The sequence below is a fragment of the Streptomyces sp. NBC_01454 genome, assembly GCF_036227565.1.
Classification (GTDB): domain Bacteria; phylum Actinomycetota; class Actinomycetes; order Streptomycetales; family Streptomycetaceae; genus Streptomyces.
The window spans coordinates 4,475,173-4,498,981 of record NZ_CP109460.1; the positions used below are offsets into that span (position 1 = coordinate 4,475,173).

General features: G+C 71.0%; 24 protein-coding genes and 1 rRNA gene. 17 read left to right on the top strand and 8 right to left on the bottom strand.

Going from position 1 to position 23,809, the window contains the following annotated elements; translation table 11 throughout:
• Nucleotides 1–35 precede the first annotated feature (35 nt).
• The 9 genes from rrf to OIU81_RS19835 all read left to right on the top strand — a co-directional run bounded on the left by rrf (nucleotide 36) and on the right by OIU81_RS19835 (nucleotide 7,244).
• Nucleotides 36–152, top strand: a 5S ribosomal RNA gene (gene rrf, locus OIU81_RS19795).
• A 111-nt stretch (nucleotides 153–263) separates the two neighbouring features.
• Nucleotides 264–914 (top strand): HAD family hydrolase, encoded by a 651-nt coding sequence (locus OIU81_RS19800; protein WP_329149723.1) that lies wholly within the window; start codon nucleotides 264–266, stop codon nucleotides 912–914.
• A 94-nt stretch (nucleotides 915–1,008) separates the two neighbouring features.
• The gene (locus OIU81_RS19805) at nucleotides 1,009–2,247 is read left to right on the top strand and encodes an MFS transporter (protein WP_329149724.1); all 1,239 of its coding nucleotides are present in this window, start codon (nucleotides 1,009–1,011) and stop codon (nucleotides 2,245–2,247) included.
• Nucleotides 2,216–3,391, top strand: a complete 1,176-nt coding sequence (locus OIU81_RS19810) for an acetoin utilization protein AcuC (protein WP_329149726.1) — start codon at nucleotides 2,216–2,218, stop codon at nucleotides 3,389–3,391. The genes OIU81_RS19805 and OIU81_RS19810 overlap by 32 nt, the downstream gene beginning before the upstream one ends.
• Before the next feature lie 223 nt (nucleotides 3,392–3,614).
• Nucleotides 3,615–4,430, top strand: coding sequence for a phosphatase (locus tag OIU81_RS19815; RefSeq protein WP_329149728.1), 816 nt, complete (start codon nucleotides 3,615–3,617; stop codon nucleotides 4,428–4,430).
• Between the two features lie 129 nt (nucleotides 4,431–4,559).
• Nucleotides 4,560–4,769 carry a helix-turn-helix domain-containing protein gene (locus OIU81_RS19820; protein ID WP_154073984.1) on the top strand — a complete coding sequence of 70 codons (210 nt, stop codon included), beginning with the start codon at nucleotides 4,560–4,562 and terminating at the stop codon, nucleotides 4,767–4,769.
• 119 nt (nucleotides 4,770–4,888) lie between these two features.
• Entirely contained in the window at nucleotides 4,889–4,987 is a 99-nt protein-coding gene (locus OIU81_RS19825) for a 30S ribosomal protein bS22 (RefSeq protein WP_003948845.1), read from the top strand.
• A 200-nt stretch (nucleotides 4,988–5,187) separates the two neighbouring features.
• A complete protein-coding gene (locus OIU81_RS19830; protein WP_329149733.1) occupies nucleotides 5,188–6,237 on the top strand; it encodes an NAD-dependent epimerase/dehydratase family protein in 1,050 nt (349 codons plus the stop codon).
• Nucleotides 6,238–6,251: 14 nt separating this feature from the next.
• Entirely contained in the window at nucleotides 6,252–7,244 is a 993-nt protein-coding gene (locus tag OIU81_RS19835) for a lysophospholipid acyltransferase family protein (RefSeq protein ID WP_329149735.1), read from the top strand.
• 43 nt (nucleotides 7,245–7,287) lie between these two features.
• Here OIU81_RS19835 and OIU81_RS19840 read toward each other — a convergent pair whose 3' ends face one another.
• The 4 genes from OIU81_RS19840 to OIU81_RS19855 all read right to left on the bottom strand — a co-directional run bounded on the left by OIU81_RS19840 (nucleotide 7,288) and on the right by OIU81_RS19855 (nucleotide 11,362).
• Complete coding sequence (locus OIU81_RS19840) at nucleotides 7,288–8,493, bottom strand: DUF5667 domain-containing protein (RefSeq protein ID WP_329149738.1); 1,206 nt, start codon at nucleotides 8,491–8,493, stop codon at nucleotides 7,288–7,290.
• A gap of 276 nt (nucleotides 8,494–8,769) precedes the next feature.
• Nucleotides 8,770–9,555 carry an ECF subfamily RNA polymerase sigma factor, BldN family gene (locus tag OIU81_RS19845; protein WP_189104316.1) on the bottom strand — a complete coding sequence of 262 codons (786 nt, stop codon included), beginning with the start codon at nucleotides 9,553–9,555 and terminating at the stop codon, nucleotides 8,770–8,772.
• 330 nt (nucleotides 9,556–9,885) lie between these two features.
• On the bottom strand, nucleotides 9,886–10,812 hold the full coding sequence (locus tag OIU81_RS19850; RefSeq protein ID WP_329155232.1) for an HAD family hydrolase: 927 nt from the start codon (nucleotides 10,810–10,812) through the stop codon (nucleotides 9,886–9,888).
• A 262-nt stretch (nucleotides 10,813–11,074) separates the two neighbouring features.
• Nucleotides 11,075–11,362 carry a glutaredoxin family protein gene (locus OIU81_RS19855; protein WP_329149741.1) on the bottom strand — a complete coding sequence of 96 codons (288 nt, stop codon included), beginning with the start codon at nucleotides 11,360–11,362 and terminating at the stop codon, nucleotides 11,075–11,077.
• A gap of 363 nt (nucleotides 11,363–11,725) precedes the next feature.
• Here OIU81_RS19855 and OIU81_RS19860 point away from each other — a divergent pair, with 363 nt between their 5' ends.
• The 4 genes from OIU81_RS19860 to OIU81_RS19875 are packed head-to-tail and all read left to right on the top strand — an operon-like array spanning nucleotide 11,726 to nucleotide 16,510.
• Entirely contained in the window at nucleotides 11,726–12,499 is a 774-nt protein-coding gene (locus OIU81_RS19860) for a redox-sensing transcriptional repressor Rex (protein WP_329149743.1), read from the top strand.
• Nucleotides 12,496–13,851 carry a glutamyl-tRNA reductase gene (locus OIU81_RS19865; RefSeq protein ID WP_329149746.1) on the top strand — a complete coding sequence of 452 codons (1,356 nt, stop codon included), beginning with the start codon at nucleotides 12,496–12,498 and terminating at the stop codon, nucleotides 13,849–13,851. Before OIU81_RS19860 ends, OIU81_RS19865 begins: the two co-directional genes overlap by 4 nt.
• Nucleotides 13,848–14,864, top strand: a complete 1,017-nt coding sequence (gene hemC / locus OIU81_RS19870; protein WP_329149748.1) for a hydroxymethylbilane synthase — start codon at nucleotides 13,848–13,850, stop codon at nucleotides 14,862–14,864. The genes OIU81_RS19865 and hemC overlap by 4 nt, the downstream gene beginning before the upstream one ends.
• Complete coding sequence (locus OIU81_RS19875; RefSeq protein WP_329149750.1) at nucleotides 14,861–16,510, top strand: bifunctional uroporphyrinogen-III C-methyltransferase/uroporphyrinogen-III synthase; 1,650 nt, start codon at nucleotides 14,861–14,863, stop codon at nucleotides 16,508–16,510. Before hemC ends, OIU81_RS19875 begins: the two co-directional genes overlap by 4 nt.
• A 70-nt stretch (nucleotides 16,511–16,580) precedes the next feature.
• Here the strand turns inward: OIU81_RS19875 and OIU81_RS19880 are convergent, their stop codons facing one another.
• Complete coding sequence (locus OIU81_RS19880) at nucleotides 16,581–16,787, bottom strand: DUF397 domain-containing protein (RefSeq protein ID WP_329149752.1); 207 nt, start codon at nucleotides 16,785–16,787, stop codon at nucleotides 16,581–16,583.
• A complete protein-coding gene (locus OIU81_RS19885) occupies nucleotides 16,784–17,596 on the bottom strand; it encodes a helix-turn-helix domain-containing protein (protein ID WP_329149754.1) in 813 nt (270 codons plus the stop codon). The genes OIU81_RS19880 and OIU81_RS19885 overlap by 4 nt, the downstream gene beginning before the upstream one ends.
• Nucleotides 17,597–17,779: 183 nt before the next feature.
• Between OIU81_RS19885 and OIU81_RS19890 the strand changes: the two genes are divergently transcribed.
• The 4 genes from OIU81_RS19890 (at nucleotide 17,780) to OIU81_RS19905 (ending at nucleotide 20,820) form a co-directional block, all read left to right on the top strand.
• Nucleotides 17,780–18,247 carry an ATP-binding protein gene (locus OIU81_RS19890; protein WP_443074014.1) on the top strand — a complete coding sequence of 156 codons (468 nt, stop codon included), beginning with the start codon at nucleotides 17,780–17,782 and terminating at the stop codon, nucleotides 18,245–18,247.
• 336 nt (nucleotides 18,248–18,583) lie between these two features.
• Nucleotides 18,584–19,426 (top strand): helix-turn-helix domain-containing protein, encoded by an 843-nt coding sequence (locus tag OIU81_RS19895; protein ID WP_329149757.1) that lies wholly within the window; start codon nucleotides 18,584–18,586, stop codon nucleotides 19,424–19,426.
• Between the two features lie 78 nt (nucleotides 19,427–19,504).
• Complete coding sequence (gene hemB, locus OIU81_RS19900; protein WP_329149759.1) at nucleotides 19,505–20,494, top strand: porphobilinogen synthase; 990 nt, start codon at nucleotides 19,505–19,507, stop codon at nucleotides 20,492–20,494.
• Between the two features lie 143 nt (nucleotides 20,495–20,637).
• Entirely contained in the window at nucleotides 20,638–20,820 is a 183-nt protein-coding gene (locus OIU81_RS19905) for a CsbD family protein (RefSeq protein ID WP_329149761.1), read from the top strand.
• A gap of 43 nt (nucleotides 20,821–20,863) precedes the next feature.
• On the opposite strand, the gene bla is transcribed toward OIU81_RS19905, so the two are convergent.
• Nucleotides 20,864–21,814, bottom strand: a complete 951-nt coding sequence (gene bla / locus OIU81_RS19910) for a class A beta-lactamase (RefSeq protein WP_329149763.1) — start codon at nucleotides 21,812–21,814, stop codon at nucleotides 20,864–20,866.
• A 97-nt stretch (nucleotides 21,815–21,911) separates the two neighbouring features.
• Entirely contained in the window at nucleotides 21,912–23,675 is a 1,764-nt protein-coding gene (argS, locus tag OIU81_RS19915) for an arginine--tRNA ligase (protein ID WP_329149766.1), read from the bottom strand.
• Nucleotides 23,676–23,809 lie beyond the last annotated feature (134 nt).

The following is a 23,809-nucleotide window of genomic DNA, read 5'->3' on the forward strand; positions in this document are numbered from 1 at the left end:
CTGTGTCCATGCCGGGTTGGTTAACTTCATAGTGTTTCGGTGGTCATAGCGTTAGGGAAACGCCCGGTTACATTTCGAACCCGGAAGCTAAGCCTTTCAGCGCCGATGGTACTGCAGGGGGGACCCTGTGGGAGAGTAGGACGCCGCCGAACAATCATTGTGGGAAAGCCCCGCACCTTATGGTGCGGGGCTTTTCTGCGTTCCGGGACACCCCTCTTTGGCGGCCGGAATTCGGGTGCGGGGGGTGTGCCTAAGCTCGGGGCATGCGATACGACCTGGTCATCTTCGACAACGACGGTGTGCTCGTCGACAGTGAGCCCCTCTCGAACACCATCCTGGCCGGCTATCTGACCGAGCTCGGGCATCCCACGTCGTACGAGGACTCGATACGTGACTTCATGGGGTCGGCGATGCACCGCATCCATGAGCTCGTCCTGGAGCGCACGGGCCGCCGTCTGCCCGAGGACTTCGACGAGGTCTTCCACGCCCGGGTCTTCGAGGCGTTCGAGCGGGAGCTGCGGCCGGTGACCGGGGTGACCGAGGTGCTGGAGAAGCTGGACGCGGACGGCGTTCCGTATTGTGTCGGGTCCTCCGGCAGCCATGAGCGGATCCGTGTGGGGCACCGGACGACGGGCCTGGACCGGTGGTTTCCGGCGGGGCGGGTCTTCAGCGCACAGGACGTGGGGCGGGGGAAGCCGGCGCCGGACCTCTTTGTGCATGCGGCACGGGAGATGGGCGTGGCGCCGGAGCGGTGTGCGGTCATCGAGGACAGCCCGCTGGGGGTGCGGGCCGCGGTCGCGGCGGGGATGGACGTCTACGGGTTCACCGCGATGACGTCGGCGGAGCAGCTGACGGAGGCCGGCGGCACCGTGCTGTTCGGCCGTATGGCGGAGCTGCCGGAGCTGTTGCGGTAGGCACACCGGCCGGCAGCTGCCCGGCAGTCGCCCGCCGAATTGGTGTGGTGATCCATCTACCCAGTGGTAGGGGGGAGTTCTAGGCTGAGCCGCCATGACGGCCCCTCGGGTACCAGAAGCGCAGCTGCGGCACGGTCGGATCTCGCTCGCCCTCAGCTTCTTCATCCAGGGCGCGGTCTTCGCCCTCCTCGTGACCCGGATACCCGCGATCCAGGACCGGTATCGAATATCGGACGCACTGCTGCCGGCGTTCCTGGCGGCGGTGCCCGTGCTGGCGGGCGTGGGCAGCGTCGTCACGGAACAGCTGGTGAAGCGGGTGCCGGCCGGCCGGGTGCTGCGGTGTGCGCAGCCCGTGGTGTGTCTGGCGCTGGTGGGTGTCGGGTCGGTCGGCACGACGGCTCAGGTGGCCATGGCGCTGGCGGTGTTCGGGCTGTCGGTGGGGGCCCTGGACGCCTCGATGAACATGCTCGGGGTGAGTCTGCAGCGGGCGTACGGGCGCAGCATCATGCTCGGGTTCCACGCGGCGTTCAGCCTGGGCGGCATCGTGGGGGCCTCGCTGGCCTGGGCCGGGGCGCACTGGAAGCTGTCGCTGGCGCTGTTGTACGGGCCGGTGGTGGCGGTGCTGTTGCCGCTGGCCCTGGTCGTGGGCCGGTGGTTCGTGGACCGGGAGCGGGCGGTGTCGGCCGTGGGGGCCGTGGGGGCCGGGGCGGCTGCCGTGCCGCTGGCGATGCGGCTGCTGTTGCCGCTGTGTCTGGTGATGGCCTTTGCGTATATCGGTGACTCGACCGTCTCCAACTGGAGTGCCAAGTATCTGCAGGACGTCCTGGGGAGCTCGGAGCAGCTGGCCACCGTCCCGTACAACGTCTATATGGTCACCACGCTGCTCGGGCGGGTGGTGGGGGACCTGGGGGTGCGGCGCTTCGGTGCGGTCGCGGTGGTGCGGTGCGGGACGGTGGTCGCGGCGGGCGGTTTCGCGGTGGTGGCCGCGGCGCCCGAGCCGTGGGCCGGGATGGCGGGCTTCACCCTGCTGGGGCTGGGGCTGTGTGTGATCGTGCCGCAGACGTTCGCCGCGGCCGGGCGGTTCGCCTTCGAGAAGCATGGTCCGGGGGCTTCGGACGCGGCCATCGCACGGCTGAACATTTTCAACTATGTGGGCTTTTTGATCGGCTCTCCGCTGGTGGGGGCGCTCGGCGATGCCTGGAGCTATCGGGGGGCGATGCTCGTACCGATGGCCCTGGTGCTGGTGACGTTGGTGTATGCCCGTTCGTTCGGGGCGCCGGAGGCCCGATACGGTGACGGACATGAGCGGCCGCGCACAGCTGATGTGGGATGAGGCAGTAACGGGCTACGACTTCGGGTCCGGGCATCCGATGGACCCGGTCCGGCTCGCGCTGACCATGCGTTTGGTGGAGGCGTTCGAGCTCGACCGCGGGCCGCTGGAGGTGGTCGCGGCCAAGCCGGCGGGGGACTCCACCCTGCGGCTGGTGCATCGTGAGGACTACATCGGCGCGGTGCGCAGAGCCTCGGCGGACCCGGCCGCCGCGGATCTCTCCTACGGGCTCGGGACGGCCGACGATCCGGCCTTCAAGGGGATGCACGAGGCGTCCGCGCTGATCGCCGGGCAGTCGGTGGGCGCGGCGGAGGCCGTCTGGCGCGGCGACGTGGCGCACGCGGTGAACTTCGCCGGCGGGCTGCACCACGGGATGCCGGGCGGGGCGGCCGGGTTCTGCATCTACAACGACGCGTCGCTGGCGGTCGCCCGGCTGCTGGAGCTGGGCGCCGAACGGGTCGCGTACGTCGATGTGGATGTCCACCACGGCGACGGGGTGCAGGCGACGTTCTGGGAGGACCCGCGGGTCCTGACGATCTCGCTGCACGAGCATCCGCGGACGCTCTTCCCGCAGACCGGCTGGCCCGAGGAGACCGGCGGGGAGGGCGCGGAGGGCACCGCGGTGAATGTGGCGCTGCCGGCCGGCACCGGCGACGAGGGCTGGCTGCGGGCCTTCCACGCGGTGGTGCCGGAGCTGCTGGGGGCCTTCCGGCCGCAGGTGATCGTGACCCAGCACGGCGCGGACACCCACTTCGAGGACCCGCTGGCGCATCTCGCGGTGAGCCTGGACGCCCAGCGTGCGGTGGCCGAGGCCTGTCACGACCTGGCGCACCAGCACGCGGACGGCCGGTGGGTCGCGCTCGGCGGGGGCGGCTATGCGGTGGTGGACGTGGTGCCGCGCAGCTGGACGCATCTGACGGCGATCGCGGCGGGCCGGCCGATCGACCCGGCCACGAGGGTGCCGGAGTCCTGGCGGCACGAAGTGTTCCGCAGGACGCGGCAGTTGGCTCCGCACCGGATGACGGACGGGCGTACGCCGCGGTGGCGGGACTTCGTCGACGACGGCTACGACCCGGCCGACCGGCTGGACCAGGCGGTGCTCGCCACCCGCCGTGCGGTGTTCCCGTCGCACGGGCTGCTGCCGTAGCTGTAGCTGTAGCTGTAGCTGTAGCTGTAGCTGTAGCTGTAGCCGGGGCCGGACCACGCCCCTGACGTGCCGTCACGCCCGTGCCCCCGAGGTGCGCGGGCCGTCTGCTCCGGGGCCGGTGGCCCGCTCCCGGGGGGCGGTACCCGGTGCGGGGCCCCACGGATGTGTGACTACCCGTCGGTCGGGGCACGCGTATGCCGACCAACCGGACAGTATGGGTCGTGTGTTGGCTACCGGTGCGCTGCGGGCGCACCTGATCGAGGCGCGGCTCGCGGGGACGATCGCGACCCTGCGGGAGAAGAGTCTGGCGCGCTACCGGCTCTTCGCGGCACGCGATCCCCGGGTGCTGCTGGGGCTGGACCCCGTACGGGAGTGGCCGCTGGGTGAAGTTCTGCGACTGATGGGGCAGAAGTGCGGGGTTTCGGTCGATCCCGCGCATACTTCCGGCCCGGATGTGGTCGATCCCGACCGGACGATCGCGGCGCTGGACCGGTTCGCCGACCGGGTGGCGGAGGCGGCGCGCCGGCGGGTCCCGGTGCTGCTCGGCACCGGCCATCCGGACCGGCTGCTGGGGTTCTACGCCGCCCTCGCAGACGCTCTCTCGTCGGCGGGCTGCCCCGTTCTCACCTCGGCGTATGGCGTCCGTGTCGACATAGCGACCCGGTTCGGCGTACGTACCTGCACACTCGACTACGTACGGGGAGTCGCGCTGATGCGAGAAGCAGGCGTGCGGGGCGCGCCCGCGGTGGGGGGCGTGCACACCCATTCGCCGCTGCCGGTGCGGACCGTCCTCGCGGCCGCGGCGGACGCTTCCGGGCCGCTGCCGGCGTTGGTGATCGGGGACCACGGCTGGGTCTGCGGGGCAGGTCAGCTGGGTATCGAGGCGATCGGGCTGGCCGATACGGACGACCCGGCGCTGTTCGTCGGGGAGGCCGAGGGACGGGTGTCCGAGGTGGTGCCGCTCGACGACGCGGTGTGCGCGGCGTCCTATCGACCGCTGGCGCGCTATGTCCTTAATCGGGCGAGTCTGTCCCGATAGGCGGCTGTTCGCTGCTCCTCTTCCCCACTCGCATCACCCGCCCCTAATCTGGGGAGTGAGCGCATGGCGACGAAGAGTCACCGGAGGGGAAGCCGGTGTCCCGTCTTATGCGGAAGGTGCAGGTGTGGCATGGCTGCAGAGCAGAGGCCTCTGAACGAGGTTGTGTTCCTGACCGTGGCGGAGGTCGCCACGGTGATGCGGGTGTCCAAGATGACCGTGTACCGCTTGGTGCACAGCGGTCATCTGCCCGCGATTCGCGTGGGGAGGTCTTTCCGGGTTCCGGAGCAGGCGGTGCACGACTACCTCCGGGAGTCCTTTGTGGGGGTGGAATCAGCCTGACGGGACCTTTGCCGACCCTCGGATTACGCCGTTCGCCCGGCGCCGGGTAGGCTGGCGCGATGTAGGTAGTGTGGGCTCGGACGCCCCGCACCGAGTAATCGAAGTGAGCGAGGGTAGTCGTGGGCTCTGTTATCAAGAAGCGGCGCAAGCGGATGGCGAAGAAGAAGCACCGCAAGCTGCTCAAGCGCACCCGTGTTCAGCGTCGTAACAAGAAGTAAGCGACGCTGATCGCGAATTCGCAGCCCCCCATCGCCTTGGTGCGATGGGGGGCTGCGGCGCGTTGTGGGCCGTATGGACGGTGGTCGGACGGAAATGTGGCCGCGGGCATCCTGTGGTCATCACCGCGCAACACCGACCCGATAGCGTGGTCGGCACAGCTCGGCTAGGCGGAAGTCGCGGTGGGAAGGAAGGCCTGATCTTGGGCAGGGTCGTGCTCGTCACCGGAGTCGCACGGCAGCTGGGCGGGCGGTTCGTACGCCGTATCCAGCGCGATCCGGATGTCGACCGGGTGATCGGGGTCGACGCCGTGGCACCGGAACACCATCTGGGCGGCGCGGAATTCCTCAAGGCCGATATCCGGCATCCGGCCATTGCCCGGGTGCTGGCCGAAACGGGCGTCGACACCGTCATCCATATGGACATCAACGGCACTCCGTTGGGCAAGCGCGGCGGCCGCGCCTCGGTGAAGGAAACCAACGTCATCGGGACGATGCAGCTCCTCGGCGCCTGCCAGAAGGCCCCGAAGGTGCAGCGGCTGGTCATCAAGTCCAGCACCAGCGTCTACGGCTCCGCGCCCCGGGACCCCGCCGTCTTCACCGAGACCACCACGCCGAAGTCGCTGCCCAGTGGGGGCTTCGCCAAGGACATCGTCGAGGTCGAGGGATATGTCCGCGGCTTCGCCCGGCGCCGGCCCGACGTGGCGGTGTGTGTGCTGCGCTTCGCCAATATCCTCGGGCCGAGCGCGGATTCCCCGCTCGCCGAGTACTTCTCGCTGCCCGTGTGGCCCACCGTCCTCGGCTACGACCCGCGGCTGCAGTTCGTCCATGAGGACGACGCCATCGCGGTCCTGCGGATCGCCGCCGCCGTGCCGCGCCGCGGCACGCTCAACAGCGGCACGTTCAACATCGCCGGGGACGGTGTGCTGCTGCTGTCGCAGACCTCCCGGCGGCTGGGGCGGCCCACCGTCCCGCTGCTCCTGCCGACGGTGACCTGGGCCGGTACGGCGCTGCGGTCCATCGGCATCACGGACTTCTCGCCGGAGCAGATCCGGCTGCTCACGCACGGCAGGGTCGTCGAGACGACGCAGATGCGCGAGACACTGGGATTCCGTCCGAAGTACACGACGGCGGAGACCTTCGCGGAATTCGCCCGCGGTCGCGGACCCGGGCTGCTGCCGCCCGCGTCCCTCGCCCGCACCGTCGACCGGCTCGCCGGCGTGCTCACCGCACGCGGCGGCCTGAGCCAGTGAGGAGTTCACCCACGATGGCGGACGCCAAGGTCATTCCCTTCGGCGAGGAGCCCCGAGCGCGCAGGAAGGCCAGGCGGGCCGGGCGCGCGGGACGCGGTGCGGCGCTGGCGCCCGTACCGGAGGCGCGGGCCGAGCACCCGCCGGCGGCAGCCCCGCCGTCGCGACCGCGGTCCCTGGACGAACGGATCGCGGGCGGGCTGGCCTTTCTGCGCCGGCGGATCACCGGCGACTACGAGGTCGATGACTTCGGGTACGACGAGGAGCTGACCGACCAGGTCCTGATGTCGCTGCTGCGGCCCGTGTACGAGAAGTACTTCCGGGTCGAGGTGAAGGGCGTGGAGAACATCCCGTCCGAGGGCGGGGCGCTGATCGTCTCCAACCACTCCGGGACGCTGCCGCTCGACGGTCTGATGCTCCAGGTCGGGGTGCACGACAACCACCCGGCACAGCGTCATCTGCGGCTGCTGGCGGCCGATTTGGTGTTCGTCCTGCCGGTGATAAACGAGCTGGCGCGCAAGGCCGGGCACACCCTGGCCTGTGCGGAGGACGCCCAGCGGCTGCTGGAGCGCGGCGAGATCGTCGGGGTGATGCCGGAGGGCTTCAAGGGCATCGGCAAGCCCTTCTCGGACCGCTACAAGCTCCAGCGCTTCGGGCGGGGCGGGTTCGTCTCGACGGCGCTGAAGGCCGGTGTGCCGATCGTGCCGTGCTCGATCGTGGGCGCGGAGGAGATCTACCCGATGATCGGGAACGCCAAGACGCTGGCGCGGGTCTTCGGGCTGCCGTATTTCCCCGTCACGCCGACGTTCCCCTGGCTGGGGCCGCTGGGGGCGGTGCCGCTGCCGACGAAGTGGACGATCCAGTTCGGCGAGCCGATCCCGACGGCCGGCTATCCGCAGGAAGCGGCGGACGATCCGATGCTGATGTTCAACCTCACCGATCAGGTGCGCGAAACGATTCAGCACACCCTCTACAAGCTGCTGGTGCAGCGACGCTCGGTGTTCTTCTGAGGAAGGACCAGAAGAACACCGAGCGCGCGGCACGGAGCGTGCGCTACTTCGGGAGATCCTCGCCGTCGATGCCCAGACCGGGAAGCAATCCCGGGATCAGCGGCGGGAGGGTGACGTCGGGCTGACCGCCGGTCTCCTTGCCGTGGTGGCCACGGTGCGGGGACGGGCTGCCGCTCTTGGACGGCGGGTCGAGCAGTCCGCCCGTATTGCCGCCGAGCAGACCGTCGTCCTGGGACGGGGTGGCCGACGGGCGGGGGGCGTGCGCGCCACCGGAGTGCCGGCCGGAGGCGGATTTACTGCCGGAGGGCGCCGGGTGGCCGGCGGAGCCGGAACCGGTGCCCGCGGAGCCGGGCGTGTTGCGGTGGTGGTGCTTGCCGGCCGGGGTGGGCGGCAGCAGCGAGCGCAGCGGACCGACCTCTTGGTCTATGGCGTCGAAGACCGAGCTGACCTTGTCGCGGACGTCCATCAGCTGCACGGGGAGCTTGTCGCGCAGCTGTGACCAGGTGCCGCGGTGCGACGTGGTGAAGGAGTTCAGCGCCTGGATGGGGCCGAGCGAGCCGTCACGTTCGTACGCCTGGTGCAGCAGTCGGTGGCCCTCGCCCGCGTCATGGGTGATGCCGGCGAGCGCCTTGCGGATCTCGCCGAGCGACTCGTGGTCGAGGTCGGCGAGCCGGGCGCGCTCCATCAGGCGGCGGACCTCCATGATGCGGGTGGAGGCCTGGTCGAGATAGAGCCGGCCGCGGTCGGAGTCGTCGTCGGCCATGCCGAGCTTGAGATCCTCCATGCCGCGCTTGAGGCCGTAGAGGGAGTCGCCGGGGAGGGCGTCGGAGCTGGCCGCGGCGACGCCGGTGAAGGCCCCTGCGGCGACGCCGACCGTCAGTCCGCCCGCTGCCAGCCCCTTGGAGAGGCGGGAGCGCGGGCGCAGCCGGCCGACCGATTTCGTGGCGCGGTGCGCGCCCTTGTGTTCGCGCTGCTCGGGCACCCTGGCACCGTCGGACGGAGCGCCTTCGGCGAAGGCGGCCTCCATCGCGGCGATGAGCTGGGCGCGCTGGACAGTCTTGACCTCGGCAGCCATCTCCGGCCTCGGGAGTCTCCCGAGGCCGTCGGCGACCGCCAACAGCCGTGCTTCGCCCGGCGCTTGCGCCGGATTGTCGACCTGGTCCTCGGCCGCCGTGCCCTCGAGGACCTGCTCCTCCAGGGTCTGGGCGAAGGCGTTGGCCCGCCGGTGCACCGAGACATTCGCGATCACGGGCGGCACCTCCTCTCGTCATCCCGCTCGACTCCCCGGACTGGCTTTGACTGTCCAGACGGACCGGACGGTTGCACGCAGCTGTCCGCGGCCACTCGATCGAGTGAGAGGCAGCGGGCATGGCGTGACCGCATGGAGCCTGCATTCCGCACAACGAGCGGCGCGGCACTCGGGTTACGCACTCACGATGATCTGACCGACCGGTTATGAAAGATCACCAAGCGTAGGCGGAACACGGCGTGGGACGGGGTGTCGATTTCTGCGGATAGGGGTCGGTCAGCGGGCGTCTTCGGGGAGCAGCCGCGCCAGGGTGCGGACGGCGCGGTACTGGAGGGTCTTGATCGCGCCCTCGTTCTTGCCCATGACACGGGCGGTCTCGGCGACCGAGAGGCCCTGCAGAAAGCGCAGCGTGACGCACTCCTGCTGCTGGGGGTTGAGCTTGCGTACCGCCTCCAACAGGGCGGCGTTGGAGAGGGATTCGAGGACGGAGTCCTCGGGGCTGCGCTCGACCTCGTTGGCGTCGAGCATCTCTCCGGTGGTGACTTCCAGGCGGAAGCGGGAGGACTTGAAGTGGTCGGCGACCAGGTTGCGGGCGATGGTCACCAGCCAGGCGCCGAAATCGCGGCCCTGCCAGGTGAACGTGCCGATGCGGCGCAGGGCGCGCAGAAAGGTCTCGCTCGTGAGGTCCTCGGCCGTGGCACGGCCTCCCACGCGGTAGTAGATGTAGCGATAGACCGTGTCGGCGTACTGGTCGTAGAGGCGGCCGAAGGCTTCGGCCTCGCCGGCCTGGGCCCGCTCGACGAGGTCCATCATGCGACGGCTGTCGCTGTCGGCGGGGCGGCGGGCGGTGGTCGTGCCGGTGCCGGCGCGGCGGGATCTGCCGGCGGCCTTGCCGACCGCAGCACTCCCGTCGGCCAGGGCGTAGCAGGGGCCGGCGGCGGGGACGGCTGAGGCGAATGCGGGGACGGCGTACGCGGTGGGGACGAAACTGCGCAGGTGGTCGACGAGTGTCGTGCGCAGCGTAGCCAGGCCCGAGGCGTCAACCCCGACGTGTGGGTACACGGGACTCCCAGAGGCAGAGCTTCCATCACGTGCAGTGCGGGACCGTTCACTCGTCGTAGGGACGTGTGGGTTCCGGATTGCGTCTGAGGAGAATAACGCTTCGTACAGGCAGCGCTACACCCAGTTGCTCAAATCATCGATTACTTACGGTCCGTGCCGGGTTGGTGGCAGATCAAGTATCGATTACTGAGCAACTATTGATCGGAAGGGAACGCAATCTGCCTGGTTGGAGGGCGTGTTGTGGCTAACCGGCAGCAATGTGACTGAGCGGACGGCGGCGGGGGTAGAGACAGGGGATGGCTCGCCGTGTCGCTCGGTGATCATCCCTGGTCAGCGGCGTCGTCGCTGGAGCGCGACGGCGGCCGCGGCGCCGCCCGCGAGGGCGCCCACGCCGGCCGCCGCCGGAATGCCGATCTTGGCGGCTTTCCGGCCCGTCCGGTAGTCGCGCAGCCGCCAGCCCTGCTCACGGGCGTGCTTGCGCAGCCGGCTGTCGGGGTTGATCGCGTAGGGGTGTCCCACCAGCGACAGCATCGGGATGTCGTTGGCGGAGTCGCTGTAGGCGGCGCAGTGCGAGAGGTCCAGACCCTCGGCCGCGGCCAGCGCGCGGACCGCCTCGGCCTTGGCGGGGCCGTGCAGCGGCTCGCCGACCAGCTTGCCCGTGTAGACGCCGCCGACGGACTCGGCGACGGTGCCCAGCGCGCCGGTCAGGCCGAGGCGGCGGGCGATGATCGTCGCGGTCTCCACGGGGGCCGCGGTCACCAGCCAGACCTTCTGGCCCGCGTCGAGGTGGGCCTGGGCCAGGGCGCGGGTGCCCGGCCAGACCCGCTCGGCCATGTACTCGTCGTAGATCTCCTCGCCGATCGACATCAATTCGGCGACGCGATGGCCCTGGACGATGGACAGGGCGCTGTTGCGGACGTCGGCCATGTGCTCGGGGTTCTCCGAGCCGGCCAGGCGGAAGTAGATCTGCTGCCAGGCGAAGCGGGCCAGGTCGCGCTTGTGGAAGAAGTGCCGCTTGTAGAGGCCGCGGCCGAAGTGGAAGAGCGCGGCGCCCTGCATGACGGTGTTGTCGAGGTCGAAGAAGGCGGCGGCGGCCGTGTCCCCGACGACCGGGAACTCGGGCTCCGCCGGGGTTTCCTCGACGGGCGGCGCGTCCTGGGTGGTCTTGCGGGCGGCCTCGGCCGCGGCCTCGCCGGCCAGCACGCTGCGCGCCGTGGCGGGGCGCCGGCGGCGGGTGAACCACCCCAGGGACGGCAGCGTCCCGGAGGGCGTCCACCGGGGGCGGCGCGCGGACGGGACGAGGGGCGTCCCGTGGGGACTCCTGCCGGGGCGGTGGTCGGGAGACGGGAGAGCCATGGCGACAGCGTAGCCAGTTTGTTCGGTGCAGCCGGTTACGGGCGCGTGTCCGGAAGGCCGGCGGCGGCGGACGGGTGCGTTAAGGCCATCCCGCGGCGGGCCGTGGCGGGGGTCCCGGGCGGTCCGCGGCGGGGCCTCGGCGGCCGTGCGGGGCGGGCGGGCCTCAGGCGCCCAGTGCCGTGCGCAGGCGCTTGGGGTCGACCCGCCAGAAGTCGTGCTGAGCGCCGTCGACGAGGACGACCGGAATCTGCTCCCAGTACTTGCGGTGCAGCTCGGGGTCCTCGGTGATGTCCTTCCGCTCCCAGGACGCGCCCGTCTCGGCGCAGACTCTCTCGATCACGGCCTGGGCGTCGTCGCAGAGGTGGCAGCCCGGTTTGCCGACGAGGGTGACCATCCGGTCGGCGGGGTTCTTGCGGGAGCTGCGGCTGAACACGTTGAACGAGGGGGCCATGGCGCCATTGTGCCCGGCGCGGCCCCGGGCCCGCCGGTCCGTGGCGTGCTCCGGGCCGGACCGGGCCGGTCTGGGGCGCTTACCATCGATGGGCGATTTGTAGGTTTCCGGGGGTATGGCAATAAGGAGTGAGGGCGCGTGCTCCCGTCGGTGCTGCCTGGTCAGACGGGTGGCGCGAGCGAACGGCATGACGTGGGAGTTGGTTCCGCGAAGGCCCGTAAAAGCCGCGTGACCCCCATCACTTTGGCCGGACAAACCGGACACCATCTTTGTGCACGCGTTCACAAAGACATAGCCTGCAGAAGACAGGGCGGTCGGGTTCCAGACGGTCGCCCGCAGCCCCGCTCTACCCGCAGGAGCACCGTGGCAACTGGCCGAACTCACCGACCGGCGACCCGAAGCCGAGGCATTCCCGAGGCCACCGTCGCCCGTCTCCCGCTGTATCTGCGTGCCCTGACCGCGCTCTCCGAGCGCTCGGTACCCACGGTCTCCTCCGAGGAGCTCGCGGCCGCGGCGGGAGTCAATTCCGCCAAGCTGCGCAAGGACTTCTCCTACCTCGGCTCGTACGGGACCCGCGGCGTCGGCTACGACGTCGAGTACCTCGTCTACCAGATCTCGCGTGAGCTGGGGCTGACCCAGGACTGGCCGGTTGTGATCGTCGGTATCGGTAACCTCGGCGCCGCGCTCGCCAACTACGGGGGCTTCGCCTCGCGCGGGTTCCGGGTCGCCGCGCTGATCGACGCCGATCCGGCCATGGCCGGTAAGCCCGTCGCGGGCATCGGGGTCCAGCACACGGACGAGCTGGAGCACATCATCGAGAGCGACGGCGTCTCGATCGGCGTCATCGCCACGCCGGCCGGGGCCGCCCAGCAGGTCTGTGACCGCCTGGTCGCCGCCGGTGTCACCTCGATCCTCAACTTTGCGCCGACCGTGCTGACCGTCCCCGACGGGGTGGACGTCCGCAAGGTCGACCTGTCGATAGAGCTGCAGATTCTCGCCTTCCACGAGCAGCGCAAGGCGGGTGAGGAGGCTGGGCCCGACGGTGGCGCCCCGGCCCCGGCCGCCCGTGCCGCCGCTGCCGTCACAGGCGATCGCAAGGGACCTGACGGGGATGTACCCGCCGTGATGCCGGCATGAGTCTGCTGGTCGTCGGGCTGAGCCATCGCAGCGCGCCGGTGAGCGTGCTGGAGCGGGCCGCCCTTGCCCCGGAGGCGCGCGGCAAGCTGCTGCAGGACGCGGTGTCGGCCGAGCCGGTCACCGAGGCCGCGGTGCTGTCCACCTGCAACCGCATCGAGCTGTACGCCGACGTGGACAAGTTCCACGCCGGTGTCGCCGAGCTGTCCACCCTCCTGGCCCGGCACGGCGCCGCCGGGCTGGAGGAGCTGACCCCTTATCTGTACGTCCACTACGAGGACCGTGCCGTCCACCACCTCTTCTCGGTGGCCTGCGGCCTGGACTCGATGGTCGTCGGCGAGGGGCAGATCCTCGGGCAGATCAAGGACGCGCTGGCCGTCGCGCAGGAGCTGCACACCGCGGGCCGGCTGCTGAACGATCTGTTCCAGCAGGCCCTGCGGGTCGGCAAGCGCGCGCACAGCGAGACCGGCATCGACAAGGCCGGCCAGTCGCTGGTCACCTTCGGGCTGGAGCAGCTCGCGGCCGGCTCGGACGTCGAGAGCTGGGCGCGGGGCAAGCGGGCGCTGGTCATCGGCGCCGGCTCGATGTCGTCGCTGGCCGCCACCACCCTCGTACGGGCCGGTGTCGGCGAGCTGGTGGTCGCCAACCGCACCGTCGAGCGGGCCGAGCGGCTCGTCCGCATCCTCACCGAGCCCGGCGGCCCCGGTGCCGCGAGCGGGCTCGGCGCCCGCGCGGTGGCCATGACCTCGGTCCCGCAGGAGCTGGCGTCCGCCGACATCGTGGTGTCCTGTACCGGCGCGACCGGTCTGGTCCTGGCCGGTGAGATGGTCGCGGCCGCGCGCCAGGGGAACCCGGCGCCGCTGGCGCTGCTCGACCTCGCGATGCCGCGGGACATAGATGCCGCGGCGCACCGGATCGAGGGCGCGCACCTCGTCGACATCGAATCGCTGGCCGACGCGTCCGCGGACGCGCCGATGGCGGCCGACGTGGACAAGGTGCGCGGCATCGTCTCCGACGAGGTCGCCGCGTTCGGCGCGGCCCAGCGGGCCGCGCACATCACCCCCACCGTGGTCGCCCTGCGCACCATGGCGGCGGATGTCGTCAGTGGCGAGATCGCCCGGCTCGACGGCCGCCTTCCCGACCTGGACGACAAACAGCGCGCCGAGATCACCCAGACCGTGCGCCGGGTCGTCGACAAGCTGCTGCACGCCCCCACCGTGCGGGTCAAGCAGCTCGCCAGCGAGCCCGGCGGCGCCGGGTACGCGGACGCACTGCGGGAACTGTTCGACCTCGACCCCGAGACGGTCGCCGCCGTCAGCCGGGCCGATACGCGCGATGCACGGGAGCGGGCATGAACGACAGCACCACACGAGCGCTGAGGCTGGGCACCCGGCGCAGCAAGCTCGCCATGGCCCAGTCCGGGCAGGTGGCCGAGGCGGTCCGCCGGGTGACCGGCCGGCCGGTCGAGCTGGTGGAGATCACCACGTACGGCGACACCTCCCGTGAGCACCTCGCGCAGATCGGCGGCACCGGCGTGTTCGTCTCCGCGCTGCGCGACGCGCTGCTCGCCGGGGAGATCGACTTCGCCGTGCATTCCCTCAAGGACCTGCCCACCACGCAGCCCGACGACCTGACCCTGGCGGCCATACCCGTCCGGGAGGACCCCCGTGACGCGCTGATCGCCAGGGACGGGCTCACTTTCGAGCAGCTGCCCGACGGTGCCCGCGTGGGGACCGGCTCCCCCAGGAGGATGGCGCAGCTCAACGCCTGGGCCCGGTCGCTGGGCCGGAGCGTGGAGGCCGTGCCGATACGGGGGAACATCGACACCCGCATCGGCTTCGTCGAGAAGGGTGAACTGGACGCGGTCGTACTCGCCGCCGCCGGACTCACCCGCATCGGCCGTATCGACGAGGCGACGCAGCTGCTGTCGCCCGACGTGGTTTTGCCCGCCCCCGGCCAGGGGGCACTGGCGATCGAGTGTGCTGCGGTCAACGCAGACCTCGCCGCCCAGCTCGCCGAGCTCGACGACCCGGACACCCGGGCCGCCGTGACCGCCGAGCGCTCCCTGCTCGCCGCCCTGGAGGCCGGCTGTTCCGCACCCGTCGGAGCACTGGCCGATCTTTCCCCAAGCTCTCGACTTCGTTCGAGCACGGGAGGCCCCAAGGCTGACGAGCAGGCTGTCACCGAATTGCACCTGCGCGGCGTCGTCGGCACGACCGACGGCAGCACGCTGGTGCAACTGTCCACCACCGGGCACGCACCTGCCACTCCCGACGACGTGTCGGTCCCGCTGAAGCTGGGCCGTGAACTCGCCGCCGAGATGCTCGCAAAGGGTGCGGCCGGTCTTATGGGGGAGCGAGCACTTTGAACCCCACCGCCCCAAACCACTTCGCCTCCGGTCAGGTCACCTTCCTGGGTGCCGGGCCGGGAGACCCGGGCCTGCTGACACTGCGTGCCGTGGAGGCGTTGGCCTCCGCGGACGTGCTGATCGCCGACCCGCAGGTGCTGGACGTGGTGCGCGTGCATGCACGCGCACAGGTCGACACACCACTGCAGACGCCAGCTGACGAGGCGTCAATTCCTGCGGACGTACCGGCGCTTCGCGACACCGCCAATCTTGTCATGGCGGCGGCCCGTGCGGGCAAGCGGGTCGTACGGGCCGTCATCGGAGACCCCGGCTTGGACGGCTATGTCGCCGAGGAGATGCTGGCCTGCGCCGCGGAGGGCATCGTCTTCGAGGTGGTGCCAGGAATCGCCGCGGCCGTCGGCGTGCCCGCGTACGCCGGGGTGCCGCTGCGCGACGCCCACGGCACCGACGTGCGGTTCATCGACGCCCGCACGGCCGATGAGCGCTGCTGGACCGAGGTCGGGGCCAGCGATGCCACCGCCGTGGTCTCCACCAGCCTCGACTCGGTGGCCGCGGCCGCCGGTGAGCTGGTGTCCGCCGGCCGTAAGCCGGACACCCCGCTGACCGTCACGGTCGCCGGCACCACCACCCGCCAGCGCACCTGGACGGCCACCCTCGGGTCGGTCGCGCAGGTGCTCAAGGCCGCCAAGGTGCTGCCGTCGGCGGACGGCGGCCAGCCGGTCATAGCCGTGGTCGGTGAGCGCAGTGCCGCGGCCCAGCGCGACCGGCTGTCGTGGTTCGAGTCCAAGCCGCTGTTCGGCTGGCGGGTGCTCGTGCCGCGGACCAAGGAGCAGGCCGCTTCGCTCTCCGACCAGCTCGTCTCGTACGGCGCGGTGTCGCACGAGGTCCCCACCATCGCCGTCGAGCCGCCGCGCACCCCGCAGCAGATGGAACGCGCGGTCAAGGGCCTGGTGACCGGCCGCTACGAGTGGATCGCCTTCACCTCGGTCAACGCCGTCAAGGCCGTCCGGGAGAAGTTCGAGGAGTACGGCCTGGATGCCCGCGCGTTCGCCGGGATCAAGGTCGCCGCGGTCGGCGAGCAGACCGCCAAGGCGCTGGTCGCCTTCGGTGTGAAGCCCGATCTGGTGCCGAGCGGTGAGCAGTCCGCCGCCGGGCTGCTGGAGGACTGGCCGCCCTACGACCCGGTCTTCGACCCGATCGACCGCGTCTTCCTGCCGCGTGCCGACATCGCGACCGAGACCCTGGTCGCGGGCCTGATCGAGCTGGGCTGGGAGGTCGACGACGTCACCGCCTACCGGACGGTGCGCGCCTCGCCGCCGCCGGCCGAGACCCGGGAAGCCATCAAGGGCGGCGGATTCGACGCGGTGCTCTTCACGTCCTCGTCGACGGTCCGGAACCTCGTCGGGATCGCGGGCAAGCCGCACAACGTGACGGTGATCGCCTGTATCGGCCCGGCCACCGCCAAGACCGCCGAGGAGCACGGCCTGCGGGTGGACGTCATGTCGCCCGAGCCGTCGGTCCACAAGCTGGCCGAGGCGCTCGCGGACTTCGGCGCGGCGCGCCGCGATGCCGCGCTGGAGGCCGGTGACCCGGTCACCCGGCCTAGCGAGCGGCGGCCCGGGTCGCGTCGGCGGGCTCGTAGCTGAGCGGTCCGGCAGTAGAACGGCTTGAAGGGCGCCTCCTCGCGGGGGCGCCCTTTTGCTTGCGTGCGTGCCGTCAGCGCTTGGAGGCGTACGGCAGGAAGTCGGCCCAGGCGGTGGGGGCGAAGGCGAGACGGGGACCGTCGGGGTTCTTGGAGTCGCGGATGAGGACGGTGCCGGGAGCGGTCGCGACCTCGACGCATTCGGGCCCGTCGCTGGAGCTATAACTGCTCTTTATCCATGCCAGGGCGGAGCTGTTCCCGCCGGAGGGCTTGAGTGTCATGTCTCTCCCCGCACTTTCTCGATGAAGGCAAGCGACTCCCGTGGGGTGAGCGCCTGCGCCCGGATCATGCCATAGCGCAATTCGAGGATCTGGAGCTCTTTGGGATTGGAGATCACCCGGCTGACGAGCTGGCTCTCGCTGTGCCCGACGGTGGAGCCATCCTTCAGCCTGAGCAGCTGGAACGGCCCGTCAAGCCCCGCGTTCTCTTCGCGACGCAGGGGCAGGACCTGGATCGACACGTTCGACAACTGCCCGACCTCCAACAACCGTTCGAGCTGTCTGCGCAGGACCATTGTGCCCCCGGTGCACCGCCGCAACGTCGCCTCGCACTGGACGAAGCTGAGCACCGGCAATCCTGTTGTGGTGCTGATGATCCCCTGGCGGTCCATGCGACCGGCCACGCGCCGCTCGATCTCGCTCTGCGGGAAGGGCGGCTGCCGGTTTCCGATCACCGCGCGTGCGTACTCATCCGTCTGCAACAACCCATGAATCACCGAGTTGTTGTACGCGCACAGCTCGACCGACTCCGCCTCCAGCTTCTTCAAGTCCCGTACCTTCTTCGGGTACCGGATCGCGGCCACGTCCGCCTTCAGTGCCGCGACCTTGCCGTCCGCGCCCGTCACCTCGTCCGTGCGGTCCAGGAACTCCGGCCGGGGGATCCGGCGGCCGCGCTCCACGGAGGAGACCATCTCCTCCCCGTACCCGATCGCCGCGCCCAATTCCGTCTGGGTGAGGCCGGCCGCCTCCCGCCAGAGCTTCACCTGCCGGGCCACGGCCTTCATGACCGCACTGGCCTCGTCGTCGTCCATTCCCGTGTCCCAGTCATCCACGTCTGCCGCCGCCCCTCCGCCGAGCCGTACGCGTCCAACTCCGGTCGCCCGTGACCCGTCACCCCGGACGACCCGGACAGAGCCGGACCACAGCCGGACAGTCACCGTGAGCACGGGTGTCAGCCCTTCTCAGGCTAGATACGCACGACCACTCTGTGTGACGTGAATCAGCGAATCACCCGAATCAGCAGTTCCGTTACCGGTCTCGCGACGGACCCCGCCCAGGCGCTCCGGTACTCCGTTCCGCTCTCCGCCACGCCCCGGGGAGCACGGCTGGCGCGCCTTCTGGCCGTGGAGCAACTGGCCTCGTGGGGGCTGCCCTTCGACCCGGCCCGGCTGCTTGTTGCCGAGCTGGCGGCGAACGCGGTGCAGCACGGCCGCGTCGCCGGGCGGAGTTTCCGGCTCACTCTCGCCGTCGTCCCGCCCGCTACGCTCCGTATCGAGGTGACCGACACCCGCGGTGACCGGCTGCCCGTCCGTGCGTCGGACGGCCGCGGCGCCCTGGCCGAGTCCGGGCACGGGCTGCTGCTCGTCGCGGAGACGGCGGACCGGTGGGGCGTCGAGGAGGGGCCGGTGCCGTGCAAGACCGTGTGGGCGGAGCTGGCTCTCGGTCCGGCTGCCGAGGGCTGAACCGGAGCCCGGAGACGCGGGAGCCGGTGGGCCGGGCGACGGTGCGGCGGGCTGCCAAAGACAGAGAACCCCGGGAAAGAACCTTCCCCACCCACCAAACCCCGCGTACGTCACCCATGGGGGTGAACCAGCTCAACTCGGCTGGCGCGCGGGCGACTTGGGTGGGCAGTCTCGGGCCTGACAACCACAGACATGCGACGGCCCCCGCCGGGACGGCAATCCCAATGCGAGGGCCTGACCACAGAGGAAGACGAGACCTTCCCGATGGCTGAGCAAAAGCCTAGCGCCGCCGCGCGCCCGTATCCCCGTGTTCGGCGAAGTGCCGCCCACAGCGGGGTGTCCCACATCCGGCCGTACCAGCCGGACCGGTACACGATCATCGGCAACCACCTCGCCCAGCACCGCGAGCTGTCCCTGACCGCGATCGGGGTGGGCACCCACATCCTGTCGCTGCCCGAGGGCGCCGCCGTCGACATCCGCAGCCTCGCCGCCCGTTTCCCCGAGGGGCGGGACCGGATCGCCTTCGCCCTGCGGGAGTTGGAGGCGTACGGCTATGTCGAGCGGGTGCGGGAGCGGACCGCCGACGGCCGCGTGCTCACCCGTACGTACGCCCATCACGCTCCTGGCGTCCCGGAGGAGCCCCGCGCGGCGCGCGTGCCACAGCCGCCGCCGTCCGCCCCGCCGGTGCCGGAACACGCCCCTGAAGCCATCCCTGAACCCGCCCCGGAGCCCGTCCCTGACCCTGACCCGGAAAGCGTCCCCGAGGCGGCCCCCGACGCGCACCAGGTCACGGCCCGCGCCCTCCTCGCGGCGCTGCGCCGGACCGATGACCGGCTCACCCTCTCCGGGCGAGACGTGCGGCGCCTGGCCTCCGCCGTGGCCACCTGGTTCGAGAACGGCGCCACGGCGGCGGCCGTCCACCGCACGCTGACCGCCGCTCTCCCGTCCGAGCTGAAGAACCCGGCGGGGCTGCTCGCGCACCGCCTCCGGGAGATGCTTCCGCCGCCGCTGCCCCCGGGGCGCGAGGCCGCCCCTGATACGAACGACCGTGGCTCACCCGGTCCGGAGCCGTTCCAGACCTGCGACGGCTGCGAGCGCGCGTTCCGTGCGCGGGAGCCCGGGTGCTGCCGGGACTGCCGGAGTGAGCCGGCGCCCGCCGATCCCGCCGTGGCGGCCTGAGCGGGCCGGTTTCCGGACCCGTCCGCTCCGACGACACGTCGGCAAAGGCAGGTGTACGGCGGGCGTAGCGTGGGCGGTATGACGAAGTACGGAAGCTTCCCAGGGGCGCGGCCGCGGCGCCTGCGGACCACCCCCGCCATGCGGCGGATGGTCGCGGAGCACCGGCTGCACCCGGCCGATCTGATCCTGCCCGCGTTCGTGCGCGAGGGGATCAGCGCGCCGGTGCCGATCTCCGCGATGCCGGGCGTCGTCCAGCACACGCGTGACACGCTGCGCAAGGCCGCCGTGGAGGCGGTCGAGGCGGGGGTCGCCGGGATCATGCTGTTCGGGGTGCCCGAGGACGAGAAGAAGGACGCCCTCGGCACGGCGGGCACGGATCCGGACGGCATCCTGCAGCTGGCGATCCGGGACGTGCGGGCCGAGGTCGGCGACGATCTCGTGATCATGTCGGACCTGTGCCTGGACGAGTACACCGATCACGGCCACTGCGGCGTGCTGGACGCGGACGGGCGGGTCGACAACGACGCGACGCTGGAGCGCTACGCCGAGATGGCGCAGGTGCAGGCCGACGCGGGCGTTCACACCGTGGGCCCCAGCGGGATGATGGACGGCCAGGTCGGTGTGGTCAGGGACGCCCTGGACCAGACCGGGCACGAGGACGTGTCGATCCTCGCCTACACCGTGAAGTACTCCTCCGCGTTCTACGGGCCCTTCCGTGAGGCCGTCGGCTCCTCGCTCCAGGGCGACCGGAAGACCTACCAGCAGGACCCGGCGAACGTCCGGGAGTCGCTGCGCGAGCTGGCGCTCGACCTCGACGAGGGCGCCGACATGGTGATGGTCAAGCCGGCGCTGCCGTACCTCGACGTCCTCGCGAAGATCGCGGACTCGGTGGACGTGCCCGTCGCCGCGTACCAGATCTCCGGTGAGTACGCGATGATCGAGGCGGCCGCCGAGAAGGGCTGGATCGACCGCGACAAGGCGATCCTGGAGGCGCTGACCGGCATCAAGCGGGCCGGTGCGGACATGATCCTGACGTACTGGGCGACGGAGGTCGCGCAGGGCCTGTGAGGCGCCCGGCGCACCGTTCGCCGCTGCTCCCGCCCCGGATTCCGGGGCGGGAGCTTTGTCGTTGCCACCACGTTTTGACCGCCGCCTGCCGGGCACGCACCGGTTGTCAAGGAAGACCCCGACCGACCGAGGAGCGGGTAACCATGACCGCCAAGCGCAAGATGCAGGCCAAGGGCGCCCAGGCCATCGGCGCCATGAAGGAAGTCGTCGGCCGGGCCACGCACAACCGCAAGCTCGAGGCCGAGGGCAAGGCCGAGAAGTCCGCCGGGCACGGGCTGGACGCGAGCGAGAAGACCAAGGACGCGGCGCGCAAGCACATGCCCTGACCCCTCCCCGGCCGGGCCGGCCTCCGGCGGACCTCCCCGCGGCTCAGCCCGTCACGGCCCGCGCGAGCACCCTCGTCACGCCCGCGACCAGCGGATCGTCGCTGGGCGCGGCCTGCTCGGCGCTGCCCGTCAGCACGGCCAGCACGATCGGGGTGCCGTCCGGGGTCCAGGCCACGCCCACGTCGTTGGCGGTGCCGTACGAGCCGGTGCCCGTCTTGTCGGCGATGGTCCAGTCCCGGGGCAGTCCGGCGCGGAAGCGGTCCGTGTTCGTTTCGTTGGCCTTCATCCAGGCCGTCAGCCGGGCCCGGTCGGCCGGCGTGAGCGCGTCGCCCACCAGCAGCCGGGCGAAGGTGCGGCCGATGGCGGCGGGGGTGGTGGTGTCCGTCCTGCGCCAGGGCTCGGCCGAGTTGAGGTCCGGCTCCCAGCGGTCGAGGCGGGTGGCGCGGTCGCCGAGGGAGCGGGCGAAGTCGGTGACGGCGGTGGGGCCGCCGAGTTCCCGCAGCAGGAGGTTGGCCGCGGTGTTGTCGCTGCGCTGGACGGCGGCGGCGCACAGCTCGGCGACCGTCATGCCGGTGGCGAGGTGGGCGGCGGTGACGGGGGAGTTGGCGATGAGGTCGGCGCGTGTGTAGTGGATGCGGCGGGCGAGCGTCTCCCCGTGGTGGTCGAGATCGCGCAGCACCGCCCCGACGGCGAGGGTCTTGAAGACCGAGCAGAGGGGGACGCGGGTGTCGGCGCGGTAGGCGACCGTGGCGCCGGTGACGGTGTTGTGCGCGAAGGCGCCGACCCGCGCGCGGTGTGCCCGCTCCAGACGGCGCAGGGCCGCATGAACGTCACCGGTGGCGGAGGACGGGTCCTTCGTGGCGGTGGGCGCCCGGTCCTGTGCGGCGGCGGGCCCGGCCGAACCCGCCAGCAGACCGGCCGCCAGCAGTCCGGCTCCCGTTCCGAGCAAGGCCCGCCGCGTCGGCACGGCGCCGGTCCCGCTGTTCTCGTACATCGCTGTCCTGCCCCTCCATGGTGAAAAAACGGAGCGGCCCCGTACAACAGCTGCGTTGTACGGGGCCGTTGGGGCCGGAGCCTAGGCGACGGCGGGCTCAGAGGCGCTCGGGCGTACGGATTCCGAGCAGAGCCATGCCCTGGTGGAGGGTGCGGGCGGTCAGGTCGCAGAGGAACAGCCGGCCCGCGACCTGGTCCGGCCCGCCCTCCGCCTTCAGGACCGGGCACTGGTCGTAGAAGGTCGTGAAGAGCGAGGCGAGGCTGTAGAGGTACGCGGCGAGCTTGTGCGGCTCGTACGAGGCGGCGGCCTCGGCGAGCACCTCGCCGAACTGGTCGAGGTGCAGGCCCAGCGCCCGCTCCGCCGGGGCGAGCGGAAGCTCCGGGTGTGCCGCGGGGGCCGCGTCACCGGCCTTGCGGAAGATCGACCGGATACGGGCGTAGGCGTACTGGAGGTACACCGACGTGTCGCCGTTGAGCGACACCATCTGGTCCAGGTCGAACTTGTAGTCCCGGCTGGCCGACGTCGACAGGTCCGCGTACTTCACCGCGCCGATGCCGACCTGCGCGCCGTTCTCGATGATCTCCTGCTCGGTCAGACCGACCGCCGCGCCCTTCTCGCGCACCACCGTCGTCGCCCGCCCGGCCGCCTCGTCGAGCAGGTCCTCCAGGCGCACGGTCTCGCCCGCACGGGTCTTGAACGGCTTGCCGTCCGCACCGAGGACCGTGCCGTAGCCCATGTTGTGCGCCGTGATGCCGTCGGTCAGCCAGCCCGCCCGGCGGGCCGTCTCGAAGACCATCCGGAAGTGCAGCGACTGGCGGACGTCGACGACGTACAAGAGCGTCGTCGCCTTCAGGTCGAAGACGCGGTTGCGGATCGCGGAGAGATCGGAGGCCGCGTAGCCGAAGCCGCCGTCCGCCTTCTGCACGATCAGCGGCACCGGCTGGTCGTCCTTGCCGCGGATCTCGTCGAAGAAGACCACCAGCGCGCCCTCGGAGCGGACGGCGACGCCCGACTCCTCCAGCAGCCGCGCCGTCTCGGCCATCATGTCGTTGTACGCGGACTCGCCGACGATCTCGTCGTCGCGGATCTCCATGTCCAGCTTCTCGAAGACCGAGTAGAAGTAGACCTTCGACTCGTCCACGAACCGCTGCCACAGGGCGAGGGTCTCCGCGTCGCCGGACTGGAGCGCCACGACCCGCTTCCGGGCCCGCTCCTTGAACTGCTCGTCGGAGTCGAAGACGGCGCGCGAGGCCTTGTAGACGCGGTTGAGGTTGCTCATCGCCTGCTCGCCGTCGACGTCGGCCGCCGGGGCCAGCTCGCCGGGGTTCTCGATCAGGTACTGGATGAGCATGCCGAACTGGGTGCCCCAGTCGCCGATGTGGTGCCGGCCGATCGTCCGCTCACCGGTGAAGTCCAGCATGTGGCGCAGGGCGTCGCCGATGACCGCTGAGCGCAGGTGCCCGACGTGCATCTCCTTGGCGACGTTCGGCTGGGCGTAGTCGATGACCGTGACGCCGGGCTGCTCCTTGAACGGGACGCCGAGCCGGTCGTCGGCGGCGCGCGCGTCCAGCGTCTGGATGATCGCCCGGTCGGTGACCGTGATGTTGAGGAAGCCGGGGCCGGAGACCTCGACCTCCTTGAAGAGGGGGTTCTCGCCGATCTCCGCGACGACCTTGGTCGCCAGCTCCCGCGGATTGCCCTTGAGCTTCTTCGCCAGCGCCAGCATGCCGTTGGCCTGGAAGTCGGCCCGGTCGCTTCGTCGCAGCAGCGGGTCGGCGGCGCCGGCCTCCGGCAGGGCTGCCGAGAGGGCGTCCGCGACGCGCTGATGGACCGAGGCTGCGAGGGAGGTGACCGAGGCCATGGAGAGGTGCTCTCTTCCAGAAGGGAGGTGTCGTTGGGGTGGAAGGGGTTTGCTCCTGAGTATCCCACGGCACTACCACTGATTTTCCGTCTGGGACAATGGGCACCGTCAGGCTTTTGTGCGTCCGCGCGCAG

Coding starts and splice junctions, on each gene's coding strand:
- OIU81_RS19800 (WP_329149723.1), top strand. CDS start 264: ATGCGATACGACCTGGTCATCTTCGACAACGACGGTGTGCTCGTCGAC.
- OIU81_RS19805 (WP_329149724.1), top strand. CDS start 1,009: ATGACGGCCCCTCGGGTACCAGAAGCGCAGCTGCGGCACGGTCGGATC.
- OIU81_RS19810 (WP_329149726.1), top strand. CDS start 2,216: ATGAGCGGCCGCGCACAGCTGATGTGGGATGAGGCAGTAACGGGCTAC.
- OIU81_RS19820 (WP_154073984.1), top strand. CDS start 4,560: ATGGCTGCAGAGCAGAGGCCTCTGAACGAGGTTGTGTTCCTGACCGTG.
- OIU81_RS19835 (WP_329149735.1), top strand. CDS start 6,252: ATGGCGGACGCCAAGGTCATTCCCTTCGGCGAGGAGCCCCGAGCGCGC.
- OIU81_RS19855 (WP_329149741.1), bottom strand. CDS start 11,362: ATGGCCCCCTCGTTCAACGTGTTCAGCCGCAGCTCCCGCAAGAACCCC.
- OIU81_RS19865 (WP_329149746.1), top strand. CDS start 12,496: ATGAGTCTGCTGGTCGTCGGGCTGAGCCATCGCAGCGCGCCGGTGAGC.
- hemC (WP_329149748.1), top strand. CDS start 13,848: ATGAACGACAGCACCACACGAGCGCTGAGGCTGGGCACCCGGCGCAGC.
- OIU81_RS19880 (WP_329149752.1), bottom strand. CDS start 16,787: ATGACACTCAAGCCCTCCGGCGGGAACAGCTCCGCCCTGGCATGGATA.
- OIU81_RS19885 (WP_329149754.1), bottom strand. CDS start 17,596: ATGGACGACGACGAGGCCAGTGCGGTCATGAAGGCCGTGGCCCGGCAG.
- hemB (WP_329149759.1), top strand. CDS start 19,505: ATGACGAAGTACGGAAGCTTCCCAGGGGCGCGGCCGCGGCGCCTGCGG.
- OIU81_RS19905 (WP_329149761.1), top strand. CDS start 20,638: ATGACCGCCAAGCGCAAGATGCAGGCCAAGGGCGCCCAGGCCATCGGC.
- bla (WP_329149763.1), bottom strand. CDS start 21,814: ATGTACGAGAACAGCGGGACCGGCGCCGTGCCGACGCGGCGGGCCTTG.
- argS (WP_329149766.1), bottom strand. CDS start 23,675: ATGGCCTCGGTCACCTCCCTCGCAGCCTCGGTCCATCAGCGCGTCGCG.